The sequence below is a fragment of the Kitasatospora albolonga genome, from assembly GCF_039535905.1.
In the GTDB taxonomy this organism is placed as follows: domain Bacteria; phylum Actinomycetota; class Actinomycetes; order Streptomycetales; family Streptomycetaceae; genus Kitasatospora; species Kitasatospora albolonga.
Map to the genome: position 1 here is coordinate 25,729 of NZ_BAAAYB010000102.1, position 23,419 is coordinate 49,147.

The 23,419-nt window shown below is 72.6% G+C and carries 23 protein-coding genes; 15 read left to right on the plus strand and 8 right to left on the minus strand.

Translation table 11 applies throughout. The features are described from left to right. Positions 1–4: 4 nt before the first annotated feature. A complete protein-coding gene (locus ABD946_RS26320) occupies positions 5–952 on the minus strand; it encodes a metal ABC transporter substrate-binding protein (RefSeq protein WP_345287669.1) in 948 nt (315 codons plus the stop codon). A 211-nt stretch (positions 953–1,163) separates the two neighbouring features. Here ABD946_RS26320 and ABD946_RS26325 point away from each other — a divergent pair, with 211 nt between their 5' ends. Continuing rightward, positions 1,164–2,546: a glycine--tRNA ligase gene (locus tag ABD946_RS26325; protein ID WP_345287671.1), complete on the plus strand. Its 1,383-nt coding sequence runs from the start codon at positions 1,164–1,166 to the stop codon at positions 2,544–2,546. 61 nt (positions 2,547–2,607) lie between these two features. Here the strand turns inward: ABD946_RS26325 and ABD946_RS26330 are convergent, their stop codons facing one another. Next, positions 2,608–3,510 (minus strand): hypothetical protein, encoded by a 903-nt coding sequence (locus tag ABD946_RS26330; protein ID WP_345287673.1) that lies wholly within the window; start codon positions 3,508–3,510, stop codon positions 2,608–2,610. A gap of 313 nt (positions 3,511–3,823) precedes the next feature. Then, a complete protein-coding gene (gap, locus tag ABD946_RS26335) occupies positions 3,824–4,831 on the minus strand; it encodes a type I glyceraldehyde-3-phosphate dehydrogenase (RefSeq protein ID WP_345287675.1) in 1,008 nt (335 codons plus the stop codon). A 175-nt stretch (positions 4,832–5,006) separates the two neighbouring features. On the opposite strand from gap, the gene ABD946_RS26340 reads away from it, so the two are divergent. After that, positions 5,007–5,546: a CGNR zinc finger domain-containing protein gene (locus ABD946_RS26340; RefSeq protein ID WP_345287677.1), complete on the plus strand. Its 540-nt coding sequence runs from the start codon at positions 5,007–5,009 to the stop codon at positions 5,544–5,546. A gap of 25 nt (positions 5,547–5,571) precedes the next feature. Next, entirely contained in the window at positions 5,572–6,216 is a 645-nt protein-coding gene (locus ABD946_RS26345) for a phosphotransferase (RefSeq protein ID WP_345287678.1), read from the plus strand. Here ABD946_RS26345 and ybiA read toward each other — a convergent pair. The 4 genes from ybiA to ABD946_RS26360 form a co-directional block, all read right to left on the minus strand. Further along, a complete protein-coding gene (gene ybiA, locus ABD946_RS26350) occupies positions 6,213–6,788 on the minus strand; it encodes a riboflavin biosynthesis intermediates N-glycosidase (RefSeq protein ID WP_345287680.1) in 576 nt (191 codons plus the stop codon). The two genes, ABD946_RS26345 and ybiA, sit on opposite strands and share 4 nt — an antisense overlap. Positions 6,789–6,840: 52 nt before the next feature. Beyond that, positions 6,841–7,239, minus strand: a complete 399-nt coding sequence (locus ABD946_RS26355) for a type II toxin-antitoxin system VapC family toxin (RefSeq protein ID WP_345287682.1) — start codon at positions 7,237–7,239, stop codon at positions 6,841–6,843. Positions 7,240–7,367: 128 nt separating this feature from the next. Further along, a complete protein-coding gene (locus tag ABD946_RS42935) occupies positions 7,368–7,529 on the minus strand; it encodes a type II toxin-antitoxin system Phd/YefM family antitoxin (protein WP_425558703.1) in 162 nt (53 codons plus the stop codon). Between the two features lie 53 nt (positions 7,530–7,582). Continuing rightward, entirely contained in the window at positions 7,583–9,019 is a 1,437-nt protein-coding gene (locus ABD946_RS26360; protein ID WP_345287684.1) for an MFS transporter, read from the minus strand. 96 nt (positions 9,020–9,115) lie between these two features. Between ABD946_RS26360 and ABD946_RS26365 the strand changes: the two genes are divergently transcribed. The 10 genes from ABD946_RS26365 (at position 9,116) to ABD946_RS26410 (ending at position 20,166) form a co-directional block, all read left to right on the plus strand. Then, on the plus strand, positions 9,116–9,961 hold the full coding sequence (locus tag ABD946_RS26365) for a helix-turn-helix transcriptional regulator (RefSeq protein WP_345287686.1): 846 nt from the start codon (positions 9,116–9,118) through the stop codon (positions 9,959–9,961). Between the two features lie 179 nt (positions 9,962–10,140). Continuing rightward, positions 10,141–11,295 (plus strand): tRNA dihydrouridine synthase DusB, encoded by a 1,155-nt coding sequence (gene dusB / locus ABD946_RS26370; RefSeq protein WP_345287688.1) that lies wholly within the window; start codon positions 10,141–10,143, stop codon positions 11,293–11,295. A 564-nt stretch (positions 11,296–11,859) separates the two neighbouring features. Then, positions 11,860–14,568 (plus strand): pyruvate, phosphate dikinase, encoded by a 2,709-nt coding sequence (ppdK, locus tag ABD946_RS26375; protein ID WP_345287690.1) that lies wholly within the window; start codon positions 11,860–11,862, stop codon positions 14,566–14,568. 193 nt (positions 14,569–14,761) lie between these two features. Next, the gene (locus ABD946_RS26380; protein WP_345287692.1) at positions 14,762–15,178 is read left to right on the plus strand and encodes a guanyl-specific ribonuclease; all 417 of its coding nucleotides are present in this window, start codon (positions 14,762–14,764) and stop codon (positions 15,176–15,178) included. A gap of 71 nt (positions 15,179–15,249) precedes the next feature. Then, complete coding sequence (locus ABD946_RS26385) at positions 15,250–15,714, plus strand: hypothetical protein (RefSeq protein WP_345287694.1); 465 nt, start codon at positions 15,250–15,252, stop codon at positions 15,712–15,714. After that, on the plus strand, positions 15,711–16,016 hold the full coding sequence (locus ABD946_RS26390; RefSeq protein ID WP_345287696.1) for a transcriptional regulator: 306 nt from the start codon (positions 15,711–15,713) through the stop codon (positions 16,014–16,016). Before ABD946_RS26385 ends, ABD946_RS26390 begins: the two co-directional genes overlap by 4 nt. 41 nt (positions 16,017–16,057) lie before the next feature. After that, positions 16,058–17,368 (plus strand): phospholipase D-like domain-containing protein, encoded by a 1,311-nt coding sequence (locus ABD946_RS26395; protein ID WP_345287698.1) that lies wholly within the window; start codon positions 16,058–16,060, stop codon positions 17,366–17,368. A 54-nt stretch (positions 17,369–17,422) separates the two neighbouring features. After that, the gene (locus tag ABD946_RS26400; protein ID WP_345287700.1) at positions 17,423–18,256 is read left to right on the plus strand and encodes an alpha/beta fold hydrolase; all 834 of its coding nucleotides are present in this window, start codon (positions 17,423–17,425) and stop codon (positions 18,254–18,256) included. A 27-nt stretch (positions 18,257–18,283) separates the two neighbouring features. Then, positions 18,284–19,471 (plus strand): ADP-ribosylglycohydrolase family protein, encoded by a 1,188-nt coding sequence (locus tag ABD946_RS26405; protein WP_345287702.1) that lies wholly within the window; start codon positions 18,284–18,286, stop codon positions 19,469–19,471. A 44-nt stretch (positions 19,472–19,515) separates the two neighbouring features. Next, the gene (locus ABD946_RS26410; RefSeq protein ID WP_345287704.1) at positions 19,516–20,166 is read left to right on the plus strand and encodes an MOSC domain-containing protein; all 651 of its coding nucleotides are present in this window, start codon (positions 19,516–19,518) and stop codon (positions 20,164–20,166) included. 28 nt (positions 20,167–20,194) lie between these two features. Here ABD946_RS26410 and ABD946_RS26415 read toward each other — a convergent pair whose 3' ends face one another. Then, entirely contained in the window at positions 20,195–20,914 is a 720-nt protein-coding gene (locus ABD946_RS26415; RefSeq protein WP_345287705.1) for a GNAT family N-acetyltransferase, read from the minus strand. A 649-nt stretch (positions 20,915–21,563) separates the two neighbouring features. On the opposite strand from ABD946_RS26415, the gene ABD946_RS26420 reads away from it, so the two are divergent. Both ABD946_RS26420 and ABD946_RS26425 read left to right on the plus strand, forming a co-directional pair. Further along, the gene (locus ABD946_RS26420; protein WP_345287707.1) at positions 21,564–22,508 is read left to right on the plus strand and encodes a PAC2 family protein; all 945 of its coding nucleotides are present in this window, start codon (positions 21,564–21,566) and stop codon (positions 22,506–22,508) included. Between the two features lie 3 nt (positions 22,509–22,511). Further along, entirely contained in the window at positions 22,512–23,402 is an 891-nt protein-coding gene (locus ABD946_RS26425; RefSeq protein WP_345287709.1) for an SGNH/GDSL hydrolase family protein, read from the plus strand. The last annotated feature ends 17 nt before the right edge of the window (positions 23,403–23,419 follow it).

Below are 23,419 nucleotides of genomic sequence, written 5' to 3' on the forward strand. Positions count from 1 at the left end.
CCCGTCAGCTCTGGATGCCGAAGGCGGCCTGGAGGTTGTGCAGGTTCTGCTTCATGACGGAGAAGTAGTTCTCCTTGGAGGGGTCCTTGACGCCCTCCAGCGGGTCGAGGACGGCGGTCTTCAGGCCGAGGTCCTTGGCGACCGTCTCGGCCAGCTTGGGGCTGACCAGGGTCTCGAAGAAGATGGTGGAGACGCCGTGCTCCTTGGCCTCCTTCTGGATCTCGGCCAGCTTGGCCGGGGTCGGCTCGGACTCCGGGTCCACGCCGTTGATGGCCAGCTGGTCGATCCCGTAGGCGTCCGCGAGGTAGCCGAAGGCGGCGTGGCTGGTGACGAAGGACTTCCCCTTGGCGTCCTTCAGGCCGTCCTTGAACTCCTTGTCCAGGGCGGCGAGTTCGGCCACCACCCGGTCGGTGTTCGTCTGGTAGTCGGCGGCGTGCGCCGGGTCGGCCTTGGCCAGCTCGGCGCCGACGTTCTTGGCCACGGCGGCGTAGCGGTTCGGGTCCAGCCAGATGTGCGGGTCGCCGGCGGCGCCGGAGTGGTCGTGGCCGTCGTCCTCGGCGTGGCCCTCGGGGAGGTGGTGGTCGACCAGCGGGGAGGCGGCGGTGGCGTCGACCACGTGCTTGGAGTCGCTCTGCGCCACGGCCTTGTCCACGGTGGGCTGCAGGCCCTTGAGGTAGAGGACGGCGTCGGCGCCCTTGACCTTGGCGACCTGCTTGGCCGTCAGCTCCAGGTCGTGCGGCTCGACGCCGGCGGCGGTGAGGTCGGTCACCTTCACGTGCTGCCCGCCGATCTGCTCGGCGAGGAACTCCATGGGGTAGAACGACGCGACCACGTCGAGCTTCCCCTTGCCGTCCTCGGCGCTGCTGGCCCCGCCGCAGGCGGAGAGCAGGAGGGCGCCGGCAACGGCGGTGGCGGTCAGGGCTATCGAGGTGGGGAGGCGGCGCGACTTCATGACAACCATTCTCAACTTAACTGGAAATGATTGTCAACTCACTCAACTGTCCGACGGTCCGATGGTCCGTTCGACACACGGTGTGCGGGCGAATACCGATTTGAACCCCCCACGGGGCCGCCCGGTAACCTCTGCTGGTATTCGGGTACGTGCAACCAGCCGTGCCCTGACCGTGCCGTCACTCGCGTGACGTCGTACTGAAGAGAGCACTGTGGCCGCCGACAAGATCGACACGATCGTCAGCCTGAGCAAGCGCCGAGGCTTCGTCTACCCCTGCAGCGAGATCTACGGCGGCACCCGCGCCGCCTGGGACTACGGGCCGCTGGGCGTGGAGCTCAAGGAGAACATCAAGCGCCAGTGGTGGCGTTCGATGGTCACCGCTCGCGAGGACGTCGTCGGTCTCGACTCGTCGGTGATCCTGGCCCGCGAGGTCTGGGAGGCCTCGGGCCACGTCGCCACCTTCAACGACCCGCTGACCGAGTGCCTCTCCTGCCACAAGCGGTTCCGCGCGGACCACCTGGAGGAGGCGTACGAGGCCAAGCACGGCAAGCTCCCGGCCAACGGCCTGGCCGACGTCAACTGTCCGAACTGCGGCAACAAGGGCGGCTTCACCGCGCCCAAGGAGTTCTCGGGCATGCTGAAGACGCACCTCGGCGTCACCGAGGACGCGTCCGGCCTGGCCTACCTGCGCCCGGAGACCGCGCAGGGCATCTTCACCAACTTCAGCCAGGTGCAGACCACTTCGCGCAAGAAGCCGCCGTTCGGCATCGCCCAGGTCGGCAAGAGCTTCCGGAACGAGATCACCCCGGGCAACTTCATCTTCCGGACCCGCGAGTTCGAGCAGATGGAGATGGAGTTCTTCGTCAAGCCGGGCGAGGACGAGACCTGGCACGAGTACTGGCTGCAGCAGCGCTGGGACTGGTACGTCGGCCTCGGCCTGCGCACCGAGAACATGCGCTTCTTCGAGCACCCGAAGGAGAAGCTCTCCCACTACGCCAAGCGCACGGTGGACATCGAGTACCGCTTCAACTTCGGCGGCAACGAGTTCTCCGAGCTGGAGGGCGTGGCCAACCGCACGGACTACGACCTCACCGTGCACAGCGAGGCCTCCGGCAAGGACCTGCGCTACAACGACCAGGAAGCCAACGAGCGCTACTTCCCGTACGTCATCGAGCCGGCAGCCGGTCTGAACCGCGCCATGCTGGCCTTCCTGATCGACGCCTACTTCGAGGACGAGGCGCCGAACGCCAAGGGCGGCATGGAGAAGCGCGTCGGCATGCGGCTGGACCCGCGGCTGGCCCCGGTCAAGGTCGCGGTGCTCCCGCTCTCCCGCAACGCCGACCTCTCGCCGAAGGCCCGCGGCCTGGCCGCCGACCTGCGCACCGCGTGGAACGTCGAGTTCGACGACGCCGGCGCGATCGGCAAGCGCTACCGCCGTCAGGACGAGATCGGCACGCCGTTCTGCGTCACCGTCGACTTCGACACCCTCGAGGACAACGCGGTGACCATCCGCGAGCGTGACACCATGGCGCAGGAGCGCGTCTCGCTCGACCAGGTGAAGTCCTACCTGGGCGCCCGCCTGATCGGCTGCTGACGCACCGTCGACCGCATGCGGCCCCGCTGCCCCTTCGAGGGCGGCGGGGCCGTCCGCGTTCTCAGCGCAGCGGGAGCCCGAGGGCGCGCAGGGCGGCCACGGCGGAGCGCCGGCGGGGTTCGTCGAGGGCGGCGACGGCCGCGAGCAGGGCCCGGTAGCGCGGCGGGGAGGCGGTCAGCGCGGCGGCGTACTCGGCCAGGTCGGCGGGGGAGCGCAGCCGGGCCGCCTGGGCGGAGAGCTCGGCGGCCAGTGTCTCGTCCAACTCCAGCGCGGTCGCGGCGAGTTCGCCGGAGCGGCGGCCGGTCGCCTGGTGCAGCAGGCGGTGCGCGTCCTCGGCCCGTCCGGCCGCCCGCAGAGCGGTGGCCAGGGCGGCCAGCTCGGCGGGGGCCGCAGAGGCCCGCTCCCAGAGCAGGGTGAGTCCGTCGCCGGCCAGCCCGTGGCGCTCCAAGGCGGCGAGCAGCGGCGGGAGTTGGGAGCTGGGGTGGCCCCAGAGGGCGTGGAACAGTCCGGCCGCCTCCTCGGCCAGCCCGGCCCGGCGCAGCCCGGCCAGGGTGGCGGCGGCCTGCTCGGGGCTGCCGTGCACGGTGGCCCTGGCCAGGTAGCCGGCGGCGCCCGCCGGGCCCTGGGCGTGCAGCAGCACGGCCAGCCTGGCCACGTCCTCCGGAGCCAGCAGGACGGCAGCCTGGGCGGTCAGGGCGGCGGACTCGTGGGCGGCTCCGCCCTGGTGCAGGGCGGTGATCCGGCCCGCCAGCGAGACCAGCTCGGGGCCGGTGCGCTGCGGAGGGGCCAACGGCGGTGCGGCGGCCTCCGGTTGGGGCTCCGGCTGGACGGGGGCGCCCGCGAACCGGGCACCGCGGGGCGCGGCGGCGGCGGGGGCCGGGGCTGCCGGGGCCTCTTCCTCCTGGTAGACCCCGCCGAACCGTGCCCCGGTCGGCCGCCGCCGTGCCGCCTGCGCTCCGCTCACTGTTCGGTCCCCTCGGCTCGTCCGTGAACCGTCATCCTCCCTGGCGCAGGCGGCAGTTGTGTTACGGCGGTGAGTCCGCTCGTTTTCCGGTGCCTGACCGGCCGAGGGTGAACGGGTGGACGCCCCCGGCGGATCGGACGCTACTGCCGGGCTGAAGGCCGGACGAACGGTGCCGACGCCCGGCAGTACCTCGCGGCAGAGCTGCGGGAGGGCCTGGCCGGGGGAACGCGCCGCCCCCGCCGGGCCGTGGGACGGACGGCTCGGCGGGGGCGGCGTGGGTGGTGCGGGGTGGCTCCTGGCGGGTGACGGAGGGTCAGGCGCCGAGCAGCAGGGCGGCGTCGACCACGCGGTGGGAGAAGCCCGTCTCGTTGTCGTACCAGCCGAAGATCTTCACCTGGCGGCCGTCCTCGCTGACGGTGGTCAGGCCGGCGTCGAAGACGACGGAGGCCGGGTCGCCCACGATGTCGCTGGAGACCAGCGGCGCCTCGCTGTAGCGGAGGATGCCGGCCAGCGAGCCCTCGGTGGCGGCCTTGGCGAAGGCGGCGTTGATCTCCTCGACCGTGGTCGGGCGCTCCACCCGGGCGGTCAGGTCGGTGATCGAGCCGACCGGGATCGGGACGCGCAGCGAGGTGCCGCCCAGCTTGCCCTGGAGCTCCGGCAGGACCAGGCCGATGGCCTTGGCCGCACCGGTGGAGGTCGGGACGATGTTGGTGGCGGCGGCGCGGGCGCGGCGGGCGTCCTTGTGCGGGCCGTCCTGGAGGTTCTGGTCCTGGGTGTAGGCGTGCACGGTGGTCATCAGGCCGTGCTCGATGCCCAGCGCCTCGTTCAGCACCTTGGCCAGCGGGGCCAGGCAGTTGGTGGTGCAGGAGGCGTTGGAGACGATGTGGTGGACCTCGGGGTCGTACTTGTCGTCGTTCACGCCGATCGCGAGGGTGAGGTCCTCGCCGTTGGCCGGGGCGGAGATGATCACCTTGCGGGCGCCGGCCTCGATGTGCGCGCGGGCCTTGGCGGCGTCGGTGAAGACACCGGTGGACTCGATCACCACGTCCACGCCCAGCTCGCCCCAGGGCAGCTTGCCCGGGTCCCGCTCGGCGAAGACCTTGATGGTCTGGCCGCCGACGACGATGGTGTCGCCCTCGGCGCGGACGTCCTCGGCCAGCTTGCCGAGGGAGCTGTCGTAGGTGAGCAGGTGGGCCAGGGTCTTCGCGTCGGTGAGGTCGTTGACGGCCACCACCTGAAGGTCGGCGCCACGCTCCAGCGCCGCCCGGACGAAGCCGCGGCCGATCCGACCGAAACCGTTGACCGCTACCTTGACTGCCATCTCGACTCCTCGTATTCCCGTGCTACGTACGTCAGTTGACGGAGCGCTGCCAGGCGTCGTCGGCTGGTAACCACTCTGTGGGGTTATTTCTGAGGGTGCTACGAGAGTAACCCACGGACCTCGCAATAACCAGTCATACCGGTTATGGCGGCCGGTTGCGCACTATGCTGGCGAAATGGAGTTCGTCTTTGTCAGTGGTGACCCGGCCCTCGACCTGGTCGGCACCGTGCAGCGCCGCCGCGGCCTGGCCCTCGACCAGCTGGTCACCCCCGCCGACCTGGGCGCCTGGGCCGTCGCGGCCGGGTTGGTCGACCAGCCGATGGCCGCCGACGCCGAGGACCTCGCCCACGCCGTCCGGCTCCGCGAGACGATCTTCCGGCTGGCGGGCGCCGCCGCCGCCTCCGCACCGTACGCCGCCGCCGACCGCCGGCTGCTCAACCGTCAGGCAGACGGACCGGGACTCCGTCAGGAACTCCGCCCCGACGGCACCCTCCACCGCACCGGCACCGCCGAGGCCCTGCTCGCCACCCTGGCCCGCTCCGCCCAGCGCCTGCTCGCCCTCCCGCTGGCCGCTCCGGTCAAGGAGTGCGCCGCCGAGACCTGCACCCGCCTCTACGTCGACCTCTCCCGCAAGGGGGCGCGGCGCTGGTGCGACATGACCCGCTGCGGCAACCGCGCCAAGGCCGCCTCCTTCCGGGAGAGACACCCGGCCTGAGGCTCCGTCGGGTAGCTTCTTCCGCATGATCACGGGGGAACTCATCGGCAGCGGGCGGACGGCGGACGTGTTCGCCCTGGACGAGGGGCGGGTGCTGCGGCGCTACCGCGACGGCGCGGACGCCGGCGGCGGGGCCGCCCTGATGACGTACCTGGCGGGGCACGGCTACCCCGTGCCCCGGGTGTGGCCGGGCCCGGACGCGACGGAGCTGGTGCTCCAGCGGCTGGACGGGCCGACCATGCTGCAGGCCCTCGGGGCGGGCACGGTCGGTCCGGAGGAGGCCGGCACGGTCCTCGCCGACCTGCTGCGGCGGCTGCACGCCGTCCCGTCCCGGACCGGCGCCGGCCGCGTCCTCCACCTCGACCTGCACCCCGACAACGTCTTCCTCACCCCCGACGGCCCGGTGGTGATCGACTGGGACACCGCGGCCGAGGGCCCGCCCGGCCTGGACACCGCGATGTCCGCCCTGATCCTGGCTCAGGCCGCCCTCACCATCCCCGCCGTCGCCCCGGTCGCCCGCGCCGTCCTGACCGCACTGGTCCGGGGGCTGGGCGGCACCGACGGCATGCTGCTGGACGCCGCGAAGGCCCGCCGGGCGGCCAACCCGACGCTCTCCGCGGCGGAGATCGCCGCCCTGGACGAGGCGGTGGCGCTGATCCTCGCCCCCTAGCCGGCCGCGAGGCGGGCGCGGGCCTCCATCAGGGCGAAGCCGAGGAGGTTGAGGCCGCGCCAGTCGGCGGGGCGGGTGGCGCGGTCGTCGTCGGCGGGGAGTCCGATGCCCCAGATCCGGTCGAGCGGGCTGGCCTCGACCAGGACGCGGCCGGAGGTGCCGAGGAGGTAGTCGCGCAGGGCCTCGTCCTGGCCGAACTTGGCGACGTTGCCCCGGACCACGAGCTCGAAGCACTCGGCGTCCCAGCGGTCGCCGTCGAAGCCGCGGACCATCCGGCCGAACTTCTTCGCCTCCGCCGCCGAGTTGGCCGCCAGCACCCGGGCGAGCATCTCCTCGTCCCCGAACAGCCGCGCCTTCCCCGCCATCATCCAGTGCTCCGCCGACCCGTACCGGACCCCGTCCACCTCGAACGCCCCCGGCCACCACTGGCTCAGCGCCCCGGCCCCGATCCGCCCGTCCCGCTCCGGCCGGTGCCCCCAGAAGAACAGGTACTTCGGCCGCGCCCCGGCGGCCACCAACGCGGCCAGCTCCTCGCGGTCACGGGTGTCGATGGGCAGCTGAGGCGTCGTCATGCACCAGATCCTCGCACCGACCCGGCACGCCCGACCAGCGGTTTTGCCGGCATCAGCCCGGACTCACCACGGGAAGTCCGCGGTCGGCCGCAGCGGCGGCCAGGCGCTTGTCGTAGGTGACGAAGGCGGTGAGCGCGTGCTCCAGGTGCTCGGCGCTGGCCAGGTGGATCGCGTCCAGGCTTCGCAGGTGCTGCCCCGGGAGCAGGCGGGCCGCGCGGAGGACGGGGTCGGAGAGCCGGATCCGGAGCAGGCGGTCGAGCGCGTCCTCCGCCGCGTCGAAGAGGTACGGGGGAGCATCCACCCGCCGGAGCGCCCTCGGCACCTCGACCTGGGCCAGGGTGCTGGTGGCGTGGCCCTCGGCGCCCCGGGCGGACAGGAAGGTCCGCAGGGCGGGGGACTCGGCCTCCGGCACGATCAGTTTGAGCAGTGCGCACGAGTCGAGATAGATCACCTCTCTCTTCCTCCTCCCGCATCGCGGCGAGTGCGGAGCCGGGGGAGGCCAGACCCTCCGGCGCCACCGGGGGTTCCCAGTGGGCCAGGCCGGTGGCGGTGGCCGCGTTCTCCGGATCGACGGTCCCGTCACGGACCAGGTCCTCCAGGACCCGCTGCTCCGGATCGGGTGGGGAGAGCACCGCGATCAGCCGTCCGTCGGGTGATCTCGATCCGCTCACCGGCCGCGACCCTGTCCATCAGTTCACTGGCGTGCTGCTGCAGCTGACGGATCGGAACTCTGGCTGTCATACGACTCACGGTAGGACGCTGCGTGCGTCGTCCGCGAGGTTCGTGCGGCACGATCACCCGATCGAGCGGGGGAGGCCCAGGCTGAGCAGCAGGATGGCGGCGGAGCCGGCGGTCTGGATCGCCAGGACGACGGCGAGGGCGGGGAGGGCGCCGAGGGTGGGGGCGAGGGAGAGGTAGAGGGTGCCGAGGGTGGCGACGCCGAGGGCGAGGCTGGACTGCTGGGCGGTGGCGAGGACGCCGCTGCCGGTGCCGGCCCGGGCGGCGGGGACCTTGGTGAGGACGACGCGGAAGAGGGGGGTGCCGATCAGGCCCTGGCCGATGCCGGCGAGGGCGACGCCGGGGAGCATGCGCAGGGGGGAGAGGCCGAGGGTGAGGGCGGTCAGGAGGAGGGTGCTCAGGCCCAGGGCCTGGAGGGCGGCGCCGGTGGTGATGACCCGGGAGCCGTACCGGCCGATCAGGCGGGGCGAGGCGAGCGAGGCGGTGAAGTAGCCGACCGCCATCGGGACCAGGGCCCAGCCCGCCGCCACCGGGTCGAGGTGGAGGGATTGCTGGAGCAGGACGGCGACCACGAACATGAAGCCGCCGAAGCCGGTGAAGTAGGGGAGCGCGATGCCGAGCCCGCGCCGCATCTCGGGGATCCGCAGCAGGGAGAGCGGGAGCAGCGGATCGCCGCCCCGCGCCTCCAGCCGGTGCTCGGTGAGCAGGAAGGCCAGCAGCAGGAAGGGGAAGGCCGCGAGGGCCAGCCAGGACCAGAGCGGCCAGCCGAGCGCGCGGCCCTCCATCAGCGGGACGAAGAGGGCGAGCAGCGAGAGGGAGAGGAGGGCGGTGCCGGGCAGGTCGATCCGGGAGGCCCGCTCGGCGCGGTTCTCCGGGACGTGACGGAGCGCCAGGAAGGCGGTGGCCACGGCGAACGGGACGTTCAGCAGGAAGACCGAGCGCCAGCCGGTGCCCAGCACGTCGGCCGAGACCAGGAAGCCGCCGAGCACCTGGCCGATCACCACCGAGATCCCGCCGACCGCGCCGTAGACGGAGAGCGCCTTGGCCCGCCGGGCGCCGTCGGTGGCGGCGGTGATGGTGGCCAGCACCTGGGGGAGCAGCACGGCTGCCGCCGCGCCCTGGAGCACCCGGCCCGCCACCAGCGCCCAGGCCGACGGGGCGATGCCGCACAGCAGCGAGGCCAGCGCGAAGCCGAGCGAGCCGCCGACGAACAGCCGCCGCCGGCCGAGCGCGTCGCCGAGCCGCCCGCCGAGCACCAGCAGGACGGCGAAGGCGATGCCGTACCCGGCGGCGATGAGTTCCAGCACGGCCGGGCCGGCCGAGAGGTCGTGCTCGATGGTGGGGAGCGCGACGTTGACGATGAAGAAGTCGAGCATCGGGAGGAAGGCGCCGAGCAGGACGGTGGCCAGCCCGGCGGTGGAGAGGCCGGTGCGGCCGGTGGGCCGGGCGGCGGTGAGCTGCTGAGGGTGGGTCAGTTGCTGGGTCACGTCCATCAGGTTGCCGGGTGCCGCAACCTGGTACCAGATGCTCCTTATCCTGGTACCGGTACTACCTGGCAACAGGAGCGCCGAGCCGCCATCCTGGTACCCATGACCACGACCACCGCAACCGCCCGCACCGAGCTGGCCGCCTTCCTGCGCAGCCGCCGGGAGCGGATCGCCCCCGAGCAGGTCGGCCTCCCGGCCGTCGGCCGCCGCCGCACGCCGGGCCTGCGCCGGGAGGAGGTCGCCCAGCTCTCCGCGGTGGGGGTCACCTGGTACACGTGGTTGGAGCAGGGGCGGGACATCCAGGTCTCCGGGCAGGTGCTGGACGCGGTGGCCCGGGCGCTGATGCTGGACCGCAGCGAGCGGGCCCACCTGTTCGCGCTGGCCGGTGGTGAGGACCCGGTGGCGCAGCCGGTCTGCCACATGGTGACGCCGGCCGTGCAGTTGCTGCTGGACCGGGTGGACCCGTACCCGGCGGCCGTGGTGAACAGCCGCTACGACGTGCTGGCGTACAACCGCGCGTACACCTGGCTGGCGGGTGACCTGGAGGCGCTGCCCTTCGAGGAGCGGAACCTGATGTGGCTGGCCTTCACCGACAGCGTGTTCGGCTCGCGGCTGGTGGACCGCCGCACCGACGCCCGCTCGATGGTCGCCCGGTTCCGCGCGGCGATGGCCGACCACACCGCCGAGCCGGCCTGGAAGGCGCTGCTGCACCGGCTGCGCACGGCTTCGCCGGAGTTCGAGGAGCTCTGGCAGCGGCATGAGGTCTCTGCGCCGGGCAACGGGGAGAAGCGCTTCCTGCTCCCCGAGGACGGTCTGCTCTCCTTCACCTACACCAGCCTCTGGCTGGGCCCGCGCCCGAGCACCCGGATGGTCACCTACACCCCGCTGGACGAGGAGACGGCCGCGAAGCTGGGGCGGTTGGCGGGGGTGGCCGGGGGAGTGGGGTAGGGGTGTGGGCTCCGGCCGCTGTGCGGTGGGAGCGGGAGGGGATGGACGAGGAGACGGCCGCGGAGCTGGGGCGGATGGCGGCGGGGTAGGGACGCGATCCCGTCCGTCCGGCCGGGGGCTGCGCCGAGTGGGGGACAATGGGAAGTCCCGTCCGCCGAGCCCCGAGGAAACGTCGCGCCATGACCACCACTCCCGCTCCCGAGTTCAAGCCCCTGGACATCGGGCCGATGCAGGTCTGGCCGCCCGTGGTGCTGGCGCCGATGGCGGGGATCACCAACGCCCCGTTCCGCACCCTGTGCCGGGAGCAGAGCGGCGGCAAGGGCCTGTACGTCAGCGAGATGATCACCACCCGGGCGCTGGTCGAGCGCAACGCCAAGACCATGCAGCTGATCCACTTCGATCCGAGCGAGAAGCCGCGGTCGATCCAGCTCTACGGGGTGGACCCGGAGACGGTGGGCCGGGCGGCCAAGATGATCTCGGCCGAGGGCCTGGCCGACCACATCGACCTCAACTTCGGCTGCCCGGTGCCCAAGGTGACCCGCAAGGGCGGCGGCTCGGCGCTGCCGTACAAGCGGAACCTGCTGCGCGAGATCCTCAAGCAGGCGGTGGCCAACGCGGGCGACCTGCCGGTCACCATGAAGATGCGCAAGGGCATCGACGACGACCACCTCACCTTCCTGGACGCCGGCCGGATCGGTGCGGAGGAGGGCGTCGCGGCGATCGCGCTGCACGGCCGCACGGCCGCGCAGCACTACGGCGGCACCGCCGACTGGTCGGCGATCGCCCGGCTGCGCGAGTCCGTCCCGGACGAGGTCCCGGTGCTGGGGAACGGCGACATCTGGTCGGCCGAGGACGCCGTGCGGATGATGCGCGAGACCGGCTGCGACGGCGTGGTGGTCGGCCGCGGCTGCCTGGGCCGGCCGTGGCTGTTCAAGGAGCTGGTCTCGATCTTCGAGGGCGAGGTGGACCGGGCCCGTCCGGCCTTCGCCGACGTGGCGAGGGCGATGGTCCGGCACGCGGAGCTGCTGGGCGAGTGGATGGGCGACGAGGCGCGCGGCGTGGTCGACTTCCGCAAGCACGTCGCCTGGTACACCAAGGGCTTCTCGGTCGGTTCGGAGCTGCGGGTGAAGCTCGCGATGTCGAGTTCACTGGCCGAACTCACCGAGACCCTCGCCCAGGTGGAGCAGAGCCAGCTCTGGCCGGAGAGCGCGGACGGGCCGCGCGGACGGACCAGCGGCAACAACCGCGTGGTGCTGCCCGAGGGCTGGTTGGACGATCCGTACGACTGCGCCCTGCCGTCTGCGGACGCCGAATCGGACACCTCGGGCGGCTGAGCACTACAGGGTGGCCAAATTGGCCACCCTGGTGCACAGGCCGACCCGGCCGAGCCCTCTTGGACATCCTGGCCAAGAGGGCTCCTTTGCGGCCGATTTCCGTGACGGTGCGCACGGAGTGGTGGACGCAAGGTGACGGAGTATCCGATCGGAGTACGCCCGTTGGCTGAGATGCGCTCGTGACGCTGGCCACATACGGTGGCCACTGACGGTCAGTCAGGCCGCCGGACCGGCTCCGAGGGGGTGGATCGCTTCCCGAAGGGCCCGGGCGCCGGAACCGCCCGACTGGCCACAGGAAATCAAACCGGGGCAACATCGTGGGCGATCCGCCGCTACGCTCCGTCCGGTTCAGGTGATCTTCGCGTTTCGTTGCCTTCAATACTTGAACGCAAGCTAGCGTCAGCCGGACGATTTCAGCAACAGAGGTGAACGCCCGACCGGGCATTCGATCTGTCGGGTCGTCAGGCTTCGGCAGGATCAGAGGGCCTATCGACGGCGCGAAACCGCCTTCGAAATGGGTATGTTCTCCGGCGTCAGGGCAACCGTGTGCGAGGAGACCGACCCGTGCCGTCGCAGCAGAAGTTCGTTTACTCCTTCACCGAAGGAAACCGGGACCTCAAGGACCTTCTCGGGGGCAAGGGTGCAAACCTCGCCGAGATGACCAACCTGGGCCTCCCCGTACCTCCCGGCTTCACCATCACCACCGAGGCCTGCAAGGTCTTCCTGGAGACCGGCAGCGAGCCCACCTCGCTGCACGAGGAGATCAGCGCCCACCTGGAGGCCCTCGAGGCCGAGATGGGCAAGAAGCTGGGCGCCGTCGACCACCCCCTCCTGGTCTCGGTCCGCTCCGGTGCCAAGTTCTCCATGCCCGGCATGATGGACACGGTCCTGAACATCGGCCTCTCCGACGTCTCCGTACTCGGCCTGGCCGCGCAGTCCGGCAACGAGCGCTTCGCCTGGGACTCCTACCGCCGCCTGGTCCAGATGTTCGGCAAGACCGTGCTGGGCGTCGAGGGCGAGCTGTTCGAGGAGGCCCTGGACGAGGTCAAGGAGGCCAAGGGCACCCAGAACGACCTGGACCTCACCGCCGAGGACCTCAAGGCCCTGGTCGAGACCTTCAAGGGCATCGTGCTCCGGGAGACCGGCCGCGCCTTCCCGCAGGACCCGCGCGAGCAGATGGACCTGGCGATCCACGCCGTCTTCCACTCCTGGAACGGCGACCGCGCCCGCCTGTACCGCCGGCAGGAGCGCATCCCGAACGACCTGGGCACCGCGGTCAACGTCTGCTCGATGGTCTTCGGCAACCTCGGCGAGGACTCCGGCACCGGCGTCGCCTTCACCCGCGACCCCTCCACCGGTGCGGTCGGCGTCTACGGCGACTACCTCTCCAACGCGCAGGGCGAGGACGTGGTGGCGGGCATCCGCAACACCCTCCCGCTCTCCGACCTGGAGGGGCTCGACAAGAAGTCGTACGACGAGCTCATGGCGATCATGCAGAAGCTCGAGAACCACTACCGCGACCTCTGCGACATCGAGTTCACCATCGAGCGCGGCAAGCTCTGGATGCTCCAGACCCGGGTCGGAAAGCGCACCGCCGCCGCCGCCTTCCGGATCGCCGTCCAGCTGGTCGACCAGGGCCTGATCGACCTGGACGAGGCGCTGCACCGGGTGAACGGCGCCCAGCTCTCCCAGCTGATGTTCCCGCGCTTCGCCCCCAACGCCGAGTCCAAGCAGGTCGCCTGGGGCATCGCCGCCTCGCCCGGCGCCGCGGTCGGCAAGGTGGTCTTCGACTCCTACACCGCCGTCAAGTGGTCCCGCTCCGGCGAGAAGGTCATCCTGGTCCGCCGGGAGACCAACCCGGACGACCTCGAGGGCATGATCGCGGCCGAGGGCATCCTCACCTCGCGCGGCGGCAAGACCTCGCACGCGGCCGTGGTGGCCCGCGGCATGGGCAAGACCTGCGTCTGCGGCGCCGAGGAGCTCGAGGTCGACACCAAGAGCCGCCGGATGGTCACCTCCGACGGTCTGGTGATCGAGGAGGGCGACCTGGTCTCGATCGACGGCGCCAACGGCCGGGTCTACCTCGGTGAGGTCCCGGTGCTCCCCTCCCCGGTGGTGGAGTACTTCGAGGGCACCCTGCACGCCGGCGCCGACGTCCAGGGCGGTCTGGTCCAGGCCGTGCACCGCCTGATGTCGCACGCCGACGTCCGCCGCCGGCTGGCCGTGCGCGCCAACGCCGACAACGCCGAGGACGCGAACCGCGCCCGCCGCTACGGCGCCCAGGGCATCGGCCTGTGCCGCACCGAGCACATGTTCCTCGGCGAGGAGCGCCGCAAGGAGGTCGAGCACCTGATCCTGGCGGACAACGACAAGGACCGCGAGCAGGCGCTCTCCACCCTGCTGCCGCTGCAGAAGGGCGACTTCCTGGAGCTCTTCCAGTCGATGGACGGGCTCCCGGTGACGGTCCGTCTGCTGGACCCGCCGCTGCACGAGTTCCTCCCGAACATCACCGAGCTCTCGGTGCGCGTCGCCCTCGCCGAGGCCCGCAAGGACCCGAACGAGAACGACCTGCGCCTGCTCCAGGCCGTGCACAAGCTGCACGAGCAGAACCCGATGCTGGGTCTGCGCGGCGTCCGCCTCGGCCTGGTCATCCCCGGCCTGTTCGGCATGCAGGTCCGGGCGATCGCCGAGGCCGCCGCCGAGCGCAAGCTGGCCGGCGGGGACCCGCGTCCCGAGGTGATGATCCCGCTGGTGGGCACCGTCCAGGAGCTGGAGCTGGTGCGCGACGAGTGCGAGCGGGTGCTGGCCGAGGTCTCCTCCTCCACCGGTGTGTCGCTGGACATCAAGCTGGGCACCATGATCGAGCTGCCCCGTGCCGCCCTGACGGCCGGTCAGATCGCCGAGGCCGCGGAGTTCTTCTCCTTCGGCACCAACGACCTGACCCAGACCGTCTGGGGCTTCTCCCGGGACGACGTGGAGGCCTCGTTCTTCACCGCGTACCTGGAGAAGGGCATCTTCGGCGTCAGCCCGTTCGAGACCATCGACCGCGACGGCGTCGGCTCGCTGGTCAAGAGCGCCGTCGAGGCCGGCCGGGCCACCCGCCCCGACCTCAAGCTCGGCGTCTGCGGCGAGCACGGCGGCGACCCGGAGTCGGTGCACTTCTTCCACGAGGTGGGCCTGGACTACGTGTCCTGCAGCCCCTTCCGGATCCCGGTGGCGCGCCTGGAGGCAGGCCGCGCCGCCCTCGAGACGGCGGGCAGCGATTCGCGCTGACACGAAGCAGCGCGGTCCCATCGCTGACCGCAACCCCTCCACTCCGACCAAGTTATGGAGGGGCGCACGGCGGAGCTCGGCGCAGGAGAGCCGCCGTGTGTAACAGCTGGGCCCGGTGCGGACAATGGCGTCCGTACCGGGCCCAGCGGCGTTTTGCGGCGTGCCGGGTGGGGTGCCCCGGCAAGCTGGGGCCATGAAGCACCGTCACCACCTGCTGGCCGTCGCCCTGCTGCTCGCCCTCACCGCCTGCGGCGGCGGTAGCAAGCCGGAGGCCGCGAGCGCCCCGGCCGCCGCGAGTCCGACCGGTTGGGTGCCGACCAGCGCCGCGTACCCGGACGTCTGCCGCTCCGCGCTGCCGCAGCAGGCCCGCGACACGCTCGGGCTGATCGCCAGGGGCGGGCCGTACCCGTACCGGAGCGACGGCATCGTGTTCGAGAACCGGGAGGGGCGGCTGCCCAGGGAGAAGGGCGACTACTACCACGAGTACACCGTGGTCACCCCGGGTGCGCCGACCCGTGGGGCCCGACGGATCGTCACCGGTTCGGCGGGGCAGCAGTACTGGACGCCGGACCACTACGACACCTTCTCCGAGATCGACTCCCGCTGCTGAGCGAAAGTACTTTCCAATCAGGAAAGTAGATGCCACCATGGAAGCAGTTGCCGATCCGTAGGGGGAACACCATGGACAACTCGCTCACGCCCGCCGAAGCGCTCGAACTCGCCGGCCGCGCCACCGCCGCGGCCGCCCGGCCGGTGCCGCCGCCCGACTGGTACGGGCCCGCGATCGGCTCGGTCTTCCTGGTGCAGGGGCTGGTGGTCGGCGCCGCGATGCAGTTCGACCTGGAGTGGCTGATGATCGTCGGCTGCGCCATGGTCGGCCCGGTGGTCGGCGGGATGGCCGGGGCCGTCACCCGCCTCCAGGGAGTGGTCAACCGGCCCTCGCCGGCCGCCGCGAAGGTGGCCGTGCTCACCGCGCTGACCATCGCCGCGGTCGAGCTCGGGCTCGGCGGGCTGGGCTGGTGGGCCGGGCTGCCGATGCTGCTGGTGGGTGCGGTCGCCGGTGCGGCCGCCGGTGCGGTGTTCTGGCGCACCATGCGCCGGGTCACCCGTCAGATGCGCGGTGCGGGTCCGGAGGACGCCCGGTGACCGGGCTCGACCCCCAGCTGAACAACCCGACCAGGCTGACCGTGCTGGCCTTCCTGAGCGGCTGCCAGGAGGCCGAGTTCGGCGCCGTCCGGGACTACGCACAGGTCTCCGACTCGGTGCTCAGCAAGACCGCCTCCGCACTGGAGGAGGCCGGCTACGTGCGGGTCAAGAAGGGCTACGTCGGCAAGCGCCCGCGCACCTGGCTGGCCGCCACCAAGGACGGACGGGCCGCACTGGCCGCCCACCTGACGGCCCTCCAGCAGTTGGCGGCCGCCGCCGAGGCCGCCGGAGCGGCAGGTTAAAGTCCCCCTTGCAAGATCGTTTGCATGAACGAGGGGGAAACATGCGACTGCGTCGCACCATGACCACTACCGCCGCCCTGGCCTTGGGCGTCTCGCTGCTCGGAGCACCGGGCACCCTGGCCGGCGCCGCCGTGCCGCCGGCCAACGACGAGGTGGGGATCACCGCCACCTTCAACACCCCGAACGGCTCCGCCGCCGCGCAGAACGCCATCCGGGACCACCTGGTCTCGCTGATCCAGCGCACCCCGGCCGGGGAGGAGATCAAGGGCAGCGTCTTCCTGTTCACCGACGACGTGGTGCGCAACGCGCTGCTGGACGCCAAGGCGCGCGGTGTGAAGGTCAAGCTGATCCTCGACGAGGAGTCCGACAACACCGCCGACGGCGGGGAGTTCGAGCACCTGCGGGACGGCATCAAGGACGCTGCGGGGAACGTGGTCAAGGCCGGTCTCGGCTCGGACGTCTTCACCGCCGACTCCTGGGTGATGACCTGCCCGAAGGGCCGGGGCTGCGTCGGGAGCCGTGACCTGGACGGCACCGGAGCCGGCCACGCCATCAACCACAACAAGTTCTTCCTGTTCTCCCGGGTCGGCCTCACGCCGAACGTGGTGTTCCAGAGCTCGGCCAACCTGACCACCACGCAGCGGGTCAACTACTACAACAACGCCGTCACCGTCCCGGACGTCGGACTCCACAGGAACTACGCCGAGTACTTCGAGGACCTGAAGTTCCACGGCGGCACCACCAGTGACGGGCTCGACCACTACTACCGGACCGCCGACAGCACCACCGGCCCGTACAAGACCTACTTCTTCCCGCGCAAGGAGCGGACGGGGCAGCCGGTCAACGACCCGGACACCGACACCGTCATCTCGCTGATCTCCAACCTGGACTGCTCCGACAACGCGGGCAGGATCCGGGTGGCGATGTTCGCCTTCACCCGGGACGCGGTCGCCGGGGCGCTGGTGAAGAAGCAGCAGGAGGGCTGCAAGGTCGAGGTGCTGGCCACCGACGAGGTGGACGCCAAGACGGGCAAGCGGACCCTGGACACCGACGTCCGCGAGGTGCTGAAGAACGGTCACCTGGACCGCTTCTCGGCGTGCGCGGGCACCGCGACCGACGCCAAGGGCGCGGTGCGGCCGATCGGCATCCACTCCAAGTACATGCTGATCGAGGGCCGCTACCTCGACGCCCCGAACCAGAAGATCGTCTTCACCGGCAGCCACAACTACACGATCCCGAACCTGCGGGCGAACGACGAGACCCTGCTCAAGGTCCGCAACGCGATGGTGCACGACGCCTTCGTCGCCAACTTCGAGGCGATGAAGGCCGACACCACCACGTGCCGGGTCTGACACTCGGTCAGTCCGTGCTTTGCCCCGGCCGTCCGGGGCGGGGAGGATCGGCCCATGGCTACCTTCTCCGCCCCTGACGGCACCCTGCTGACCCACCACCGCGAAGGCTCCGGCGAGCCGCTGCTCTGCCTGCCCGGCGGGCCGATGCGCGACTCCGCCTGCCTCGGTGACCTCGGCGGCCTGGCCGCCCACCGGACCCTGCACCGCCTCGACCTGCGCGGCACCGGCGACTCCGCCGTTCCGGCCGACCCGGAGACCTACCGGGTCGACCGCCAGGTCGAGGACGTCGAGGCCTTCCGGGCCGCGCTCGGGCTGGAGCGGGTGGACCTGCTGGCCCACTCGGCCGGCTCCGACCTGGCCGTGCTCTACGCCGCCGCGCACCCGGAGCGGATCGCCCGGCTGGTGCTGGTCACCCCGGCCGCCGCCGCGATCGACGTGCCGTTCACGGTGGAGGACCGCACCAAGGCGGCCGCGCAGCTGGCGGACGAGCCCTGGTACCCGAAGGCGGCCGCCGCGCTGGAGGCCACCAAGCGCGGCGTCTTCGACTTCGACGGCTTCGCTCCGCTGATCTACGGCCGGTGGGGCGCGGCCGAGCAGCAGCACGTCGTGGAGCGGGCCGACCAGGTCCACCCGGAGGCGGCGCAGTACTACTACCAGGAGGAGGCCTTCGAGCCGGCCGCCACCCGGGCCGCCCTGGCGCGGCTGGAGGCGCCGGTGCTGGTGGTGGCGGGCGAGTTCGACGGCGGGCCGACGCCGGCCCGGGCGGCCGAGATCGCCGCCGCCTTCCCGAAGGGAGAGCACGTCGTGCTGCCCGGCGTCGGCCACTTCCCGTGGATCGGCGAGCCGGCCCCGTTCGTGGCCGCCGTCCGCGAATTCCTGGACCGCTGAGCCCGGGGAGCGGCAGAATCGGGGGCAATGACCCCCTCCTACGACGCCCTGCTGGGCCTCAGCACGGGTGACTCCTTCGGCGCCCAGTTCTTCGTCCCCGACAACCGCGAGCACCTGACCGCCCGTCAACTCCCGCCCGGCCCCTGGCCGTGGACGGACGACACCGAGATGGCCTGCTCGGTGCACGCGGCGCTGACCGAGCGGGGTGAGGTCGACGTCTTCGACCTCACCCACGCCTTCGCGAACCACCACGACTTCGACCGCGGCTACGGCCCCGCCGCCAACCGCCTGCTCCGCCTCGTCCGCGAGGGCGGTGACGCCCCGGCCCTGGCCGCCGCCCTCTTCGACGGCCAGGGCTCCTACGGCAACGGCGCCGCGATGCGGGTCGCGCCGCTGGGCGCCGCGTACGCGGACGACCCGGCGCGGGCGGTGGGGCCCGCCACCGCGACCGCCGTGATCACCCACACCCACCCGCAGGCGGTGGCCGGGGCGGTGGCCGTCGCGGTGGCGGCCGCGTACGCCGTCCGGGCCAGGACCGAGCCGACCACGCCGGAGGGTTTCCTGGGCGCGGTGCTGGCGCTCACCCCGGACGGTGCGGTGCGGCGCGGGATCGCCGAGGCCGTGACGCTGCTCGGGGTGGCCGATCACCGGACGGCGGCTCAGCTGCTCGGCAACGGCAGGCTGGTGAGCGCGGCGGACACCGTCCCGTTCGCCCTCTGGGCCGCCGCCCGCAACCTCGGTGACTACCCGTCAGCCCTCTGGGAGACCGTCTCGGCCGGCGGCGACGTCGACACCACCGCCGCGATCGTCGGCGGCGTGGTGGCCGCGCACACCGGGGCGGCGGGCATCCCGGACGCCTGGCTGGCCGCCGCCGAACCGCTGCCGGACTGGGCCTTCCCCGAGCCGGGCGGCGTGGCGGGCCCGCGCGGGCGGGCGGTCCTGCGGCCGGAGCCGGTCGCGTTCCCCGAGGTGGAGTGGACGTCCGAGGACTGGCAGCGCGTCAGGACCCGCGACCGGGAGCCGGGTGCGTGGTACCGCTACACCCGCGAGGGCGTGCTGCACCTGGGGCGGGACGGGGACGAGGTCTTCGCGGTCCTGGTGCGGGCGGTGCGCGGCCGCTTCCGGCCGGCGGCGGCGGTGGTGGAGACGGACCCGGGCCGGGCGGTCCCGGCCGATCCGGCGGGGGAGCTGGCGGGGCTGCTCCGGGCGCTCTGAAACCTGGGTGCGGGTGCGCGCGGGGGAGTCGTACGCTGCGCCACATGGCTCATCTACGCTCCGTCAACCTCGCCCGCCCGCGCCCCAATCCGGCCAAGCCGGAGACTGCGGGGACCGGCATCGACAAGCGCCCCACCGACCTCCCCGTCCTGGTCACCGCCCCCGGTGAGGGCGGCTCCGGCCTGGCCGGGGACGTGATCTTCGACACCGCCCACCACGGCGGCGCCGTCCAGGCCGTCTACGCCTATGCCGGGGAGACGCTGGACGCCTGGGCCGCCGAGCTCGGGCGGGAGCTCTCCGACGGCTCCTTCGGCGAGAACCTGACGACCAGTGGACTGGACGTCGACGGCGCCCTGATCGGCGAGCGCTGGCGGGTCGGCGAGCGGCTGCTGCTGGAGGTGACGGTGCCCCGGGTGCCGTGCTCCACCTTCGCCGACTGGCTGGAGGAGCAGCGCTGGGTGAAGCGCTTCACCCAGCGCGCGCTGCCCGGGGCCTACCTGCGGGTGCTGGAGCCCGGCGAGATCCGGGCCGGGGACGCCGTCACGGTGGAGCACCGCCCGGCGCACGACCTGACCGTGGCCGAGACCTTCCGCGCCCTGACCACCGAACCTGCCCTGCTGCCCCGGCTGGTGGACGTCGAGGAGCTCCCCGCCGAGACCCGCGAACGCGTCCGCGCCCGGCTCGCGAAGGGCTGATCCCCGCGCGGGCCGGGCCGACGGGCCGTCAGGCCGAGAGCAGCGTCGTGCCGGCGCCGAGGCACTCCTGCGGGAGCGTCCGGTCCGGCGCGCTCGGGGAGGTGGCGGCGGCGATCCGCAGTTCGATGATGTCCCGCACGGCGGGCCACTCCTCGTCCAGGATCGAGTAGAAGGCGGTCGAGCGGACCACGCCGTCCAGCCCGCGCGAGTGCGCGCGCCGCACGCCCTCGCAGGTGGCGCCGAGGCGTTCGATCGCCGCGCGCGAGCGCAGGTTCCGGGCGTCGGCCCGGAGCGAGATCCGCTGGACGCCCCAGTGCTCGAAGGCGTGACGGAGCATCAGCAGCTTGGCCTCGGTGTTGATCCCGGTGCCCTGGGCCTTGGCGGAGAGCCAGGTGGCGCCGATCTCGGCGGCGTCCGGCACGGCGTGCAGCGGATCGCCGACCGGCACGCCCGGGGTGGGCGGCCAGACCACCGGACCCTGCCAGTAGTCGAGCTCCTGGAACCGGGTCGAGCCCACCACCCGGTTGTCCGCCACCGCGACCGTGGCGAACGGCACCGAGCGGCCGGCCGCCTGGTCGGCCAGGGCGCGCGCGATGTACTCCCGGGCGGCTTCGAGGCCGTGCGGGACAGGAGTGAAGGCGTAGGTCGTACGGTCCTCAGCGCCGGCTTCGGCGAGTGCCTCGGCGTGGTGCATGGCGAGGGGCTCCAGCCGCACGGTGCGGCCGATGAGGGTGACGGGTACGGGCACGGAACCTTCGGTCCTTCGGCTGTCGGAGGGGCCCGAACGCCGTGGTACGGCACTCGGGCGGGACGTTTCGCCCCGGAACTCCGGGCCCGTCGGCCACATCTGCGTAGCCGGGAACGCCGGCGGTGGTGCGTGCAGGGGTGGCGACGGCCCGCATCCGGGCAGCGCGGTGCCGGAACGGACTCGGATCAACGGACCGGTCCGGCGGGGATGAGCGAGGGGACAGTGTGCGTCCGCGAGGTGGCCGAGAGGGTTGAGAGTGCGCGAAGAGAAACAGGCGGCCAAGTGAAGGCAAGGTGCAGTGGGGGTGTCTGCCCGCAGCGTATCCGGGCCGGACCGACGGCGTGACAGACGACCGTGGCGACGACGCGGCGATGCGAGGCAGCGAGAGGACGATACCCGCCCGGAGCCAATGCGTCACTTCACGGCGCGTCATCCGTGGCGCGTGCTGTCAGGTCGCCCGCCGTACTCCATCCGGCGAGCGCTCCGGCACGCCCCCCACCTGCGCTTTCGTACCCGGATGCGATGATTCTGGCGCGTTCGCCCCGCACGGCGGCCGGGGGGTCGGCAGAGTGGGAATGCCGGGGCCGCCGGGTGTGCTGGACTGAGCGAGTAGACGTAGGCAGACGACACGATCGGGGTTGGGTGCGCGGTGCGGGATCCCAAGGAGCTGTACACGCTGGAGCAGCAGGGCGTGGACGCGCTGGCCGCCGCCGGTGCCGCCGCCGGCCCGGACGGCGTCGGGCTGGTGCTGCTGTACCACTTCGAGGGCTTCATGGACGCCGGCGAGGCCGGCGGCCAGGTGGTCACCCACCTGCTGGAGCAGGGCTCCCCGCAGGTGGTCGCCCGCTTCGACCACGACCGCCTGGTCGACTACCGGGCGCGCCGCCCCGCGATGACCTTCGACCGCGAGAAGTGGACCGACTACGACCCGCCGGAGCTGCTGCTCCAGCTGGTCCACGACTCGGTCGGCACCCCCTTCCTGCTGCTCACCGGCCCGGAGCCGGACACCGAGTGGGAGCTCTTCGCGGCCGCCGTCCGGGAGTTGGCGGCCCGCTTCGAGGTGCGCCTGGCGGTCGACTTCCACGGCATCCCGATGGGCGTGCCGCACACCCGCCCGGTCGGCCTCACCCCGCACGGGAACAGGCTGGACCTGGCCGCCGGGTACCCCAAGTGGTTCGACCAGGCCCAGGTCCCGGGCAGCGCCCAGGCCCTGGTGGAGTACCGGCTGGCCGAGTCCGGGCAGGAGGTGCTCGGCTTCGCCGTGCACGTGCCGCACTACGTGGCCCGCTCGCCCTACCCGGCGGCGGCCGTGCTGATCCTGGAGGCGGTGCAGTCCGCCACCGGCCTGGTGCTGCCCGGCACCGAGCTGCGGGACAGGGTGGGCGAGGTCTACGCCGACATCGAGGAGCAGCTCTCCCAGGGGGACGGCGAGCTCGCCGCGGCCATCCGGGGGATGGAGAGCCAGTACGACGCGGTGGCCGGGGCGGAGGGCCGGGACAGCCTGCTCGCCGAGCCGGCCGACCTGCCGTCGGCGGACGAACTCGGCCGCCGGTTCGAGGAGTTCCTCGCCGAGCACGAGCGCGGCGGGGAGTAGGGCTTGCGGGGCAGGTGGTCGGGGCTGCTGATCGCGCCGGTGCTGCTGGCCGGCTGCACGGCCGCGGGTGGCGGCGCCCCCTCCGCGGAGGGGAGCACGGCCCCGCCCCCGGCGGCGGCCCCGGTGGGGCGGTACGTGGCGATGGGGGACTCGTACACCTCCGGCCTGGGCGTGCCGCCGCAGGGCGGTGACCCGGCCGGGTGCTTCCGCTCCGGGGTGAACTACCCGGCGCTGGTGGCGGAGGGGCTGAAGGCGGCCGAGTTCGCCGACGTCAGCTGCAGCTCGGCCCGGACACCGGACCTGACGGCACCCCAGAAGGTGAGGGGCGGGGTCAATCCGGCGCAGTTCGACGCGCTCTCGCCCGCCACCCGGCTGGTCACCCTGGGGATCGGGGCCAACGACGCCGGCTTCATGGAGGTGCTCACCCGCTGCGGCATGGCCGCCCTCGGCGGCCGGGGCTGCCGGGCCGAGTTCGCCGCCGAGGGCGGTGCGGACGAGGTGTCCGGGCGGATCGCGGCGGCCGGGGAGAAGGTCGGCGCGGCGCTGGCCGAGCTGAAGCGGCGGGCGCCGCAGGCCCGGGTGCTGGTGGTCGGCTACCCCGAGCTGTTCCCGGCCGATCCGGCCGGCTGCGCGCAGGCCCTCCCGGGCGTGGCGGCCGCCGACGTGGCGTACCTCACGGAGAAGCAGCGGGAGCTGGCGGCCGAGCTGCGCCGCCGCACCGAGGCCGCCGGGGCCGCCTACGTTCCCACCTCGGTGCCGGGCCGCGACATGTGCGCGGGGCCGGCGGCCCGCTGGGTCGAGCCGCTGGACGCGGCCGGCGGGCTCTCCCCGCTGCACCCGAACGCGGCGGGCGAGCGGGGCATGGCCGACGCCGTGCTGGCTGCCGTGCGCTGAGCCCGCGCTCCGTCGGA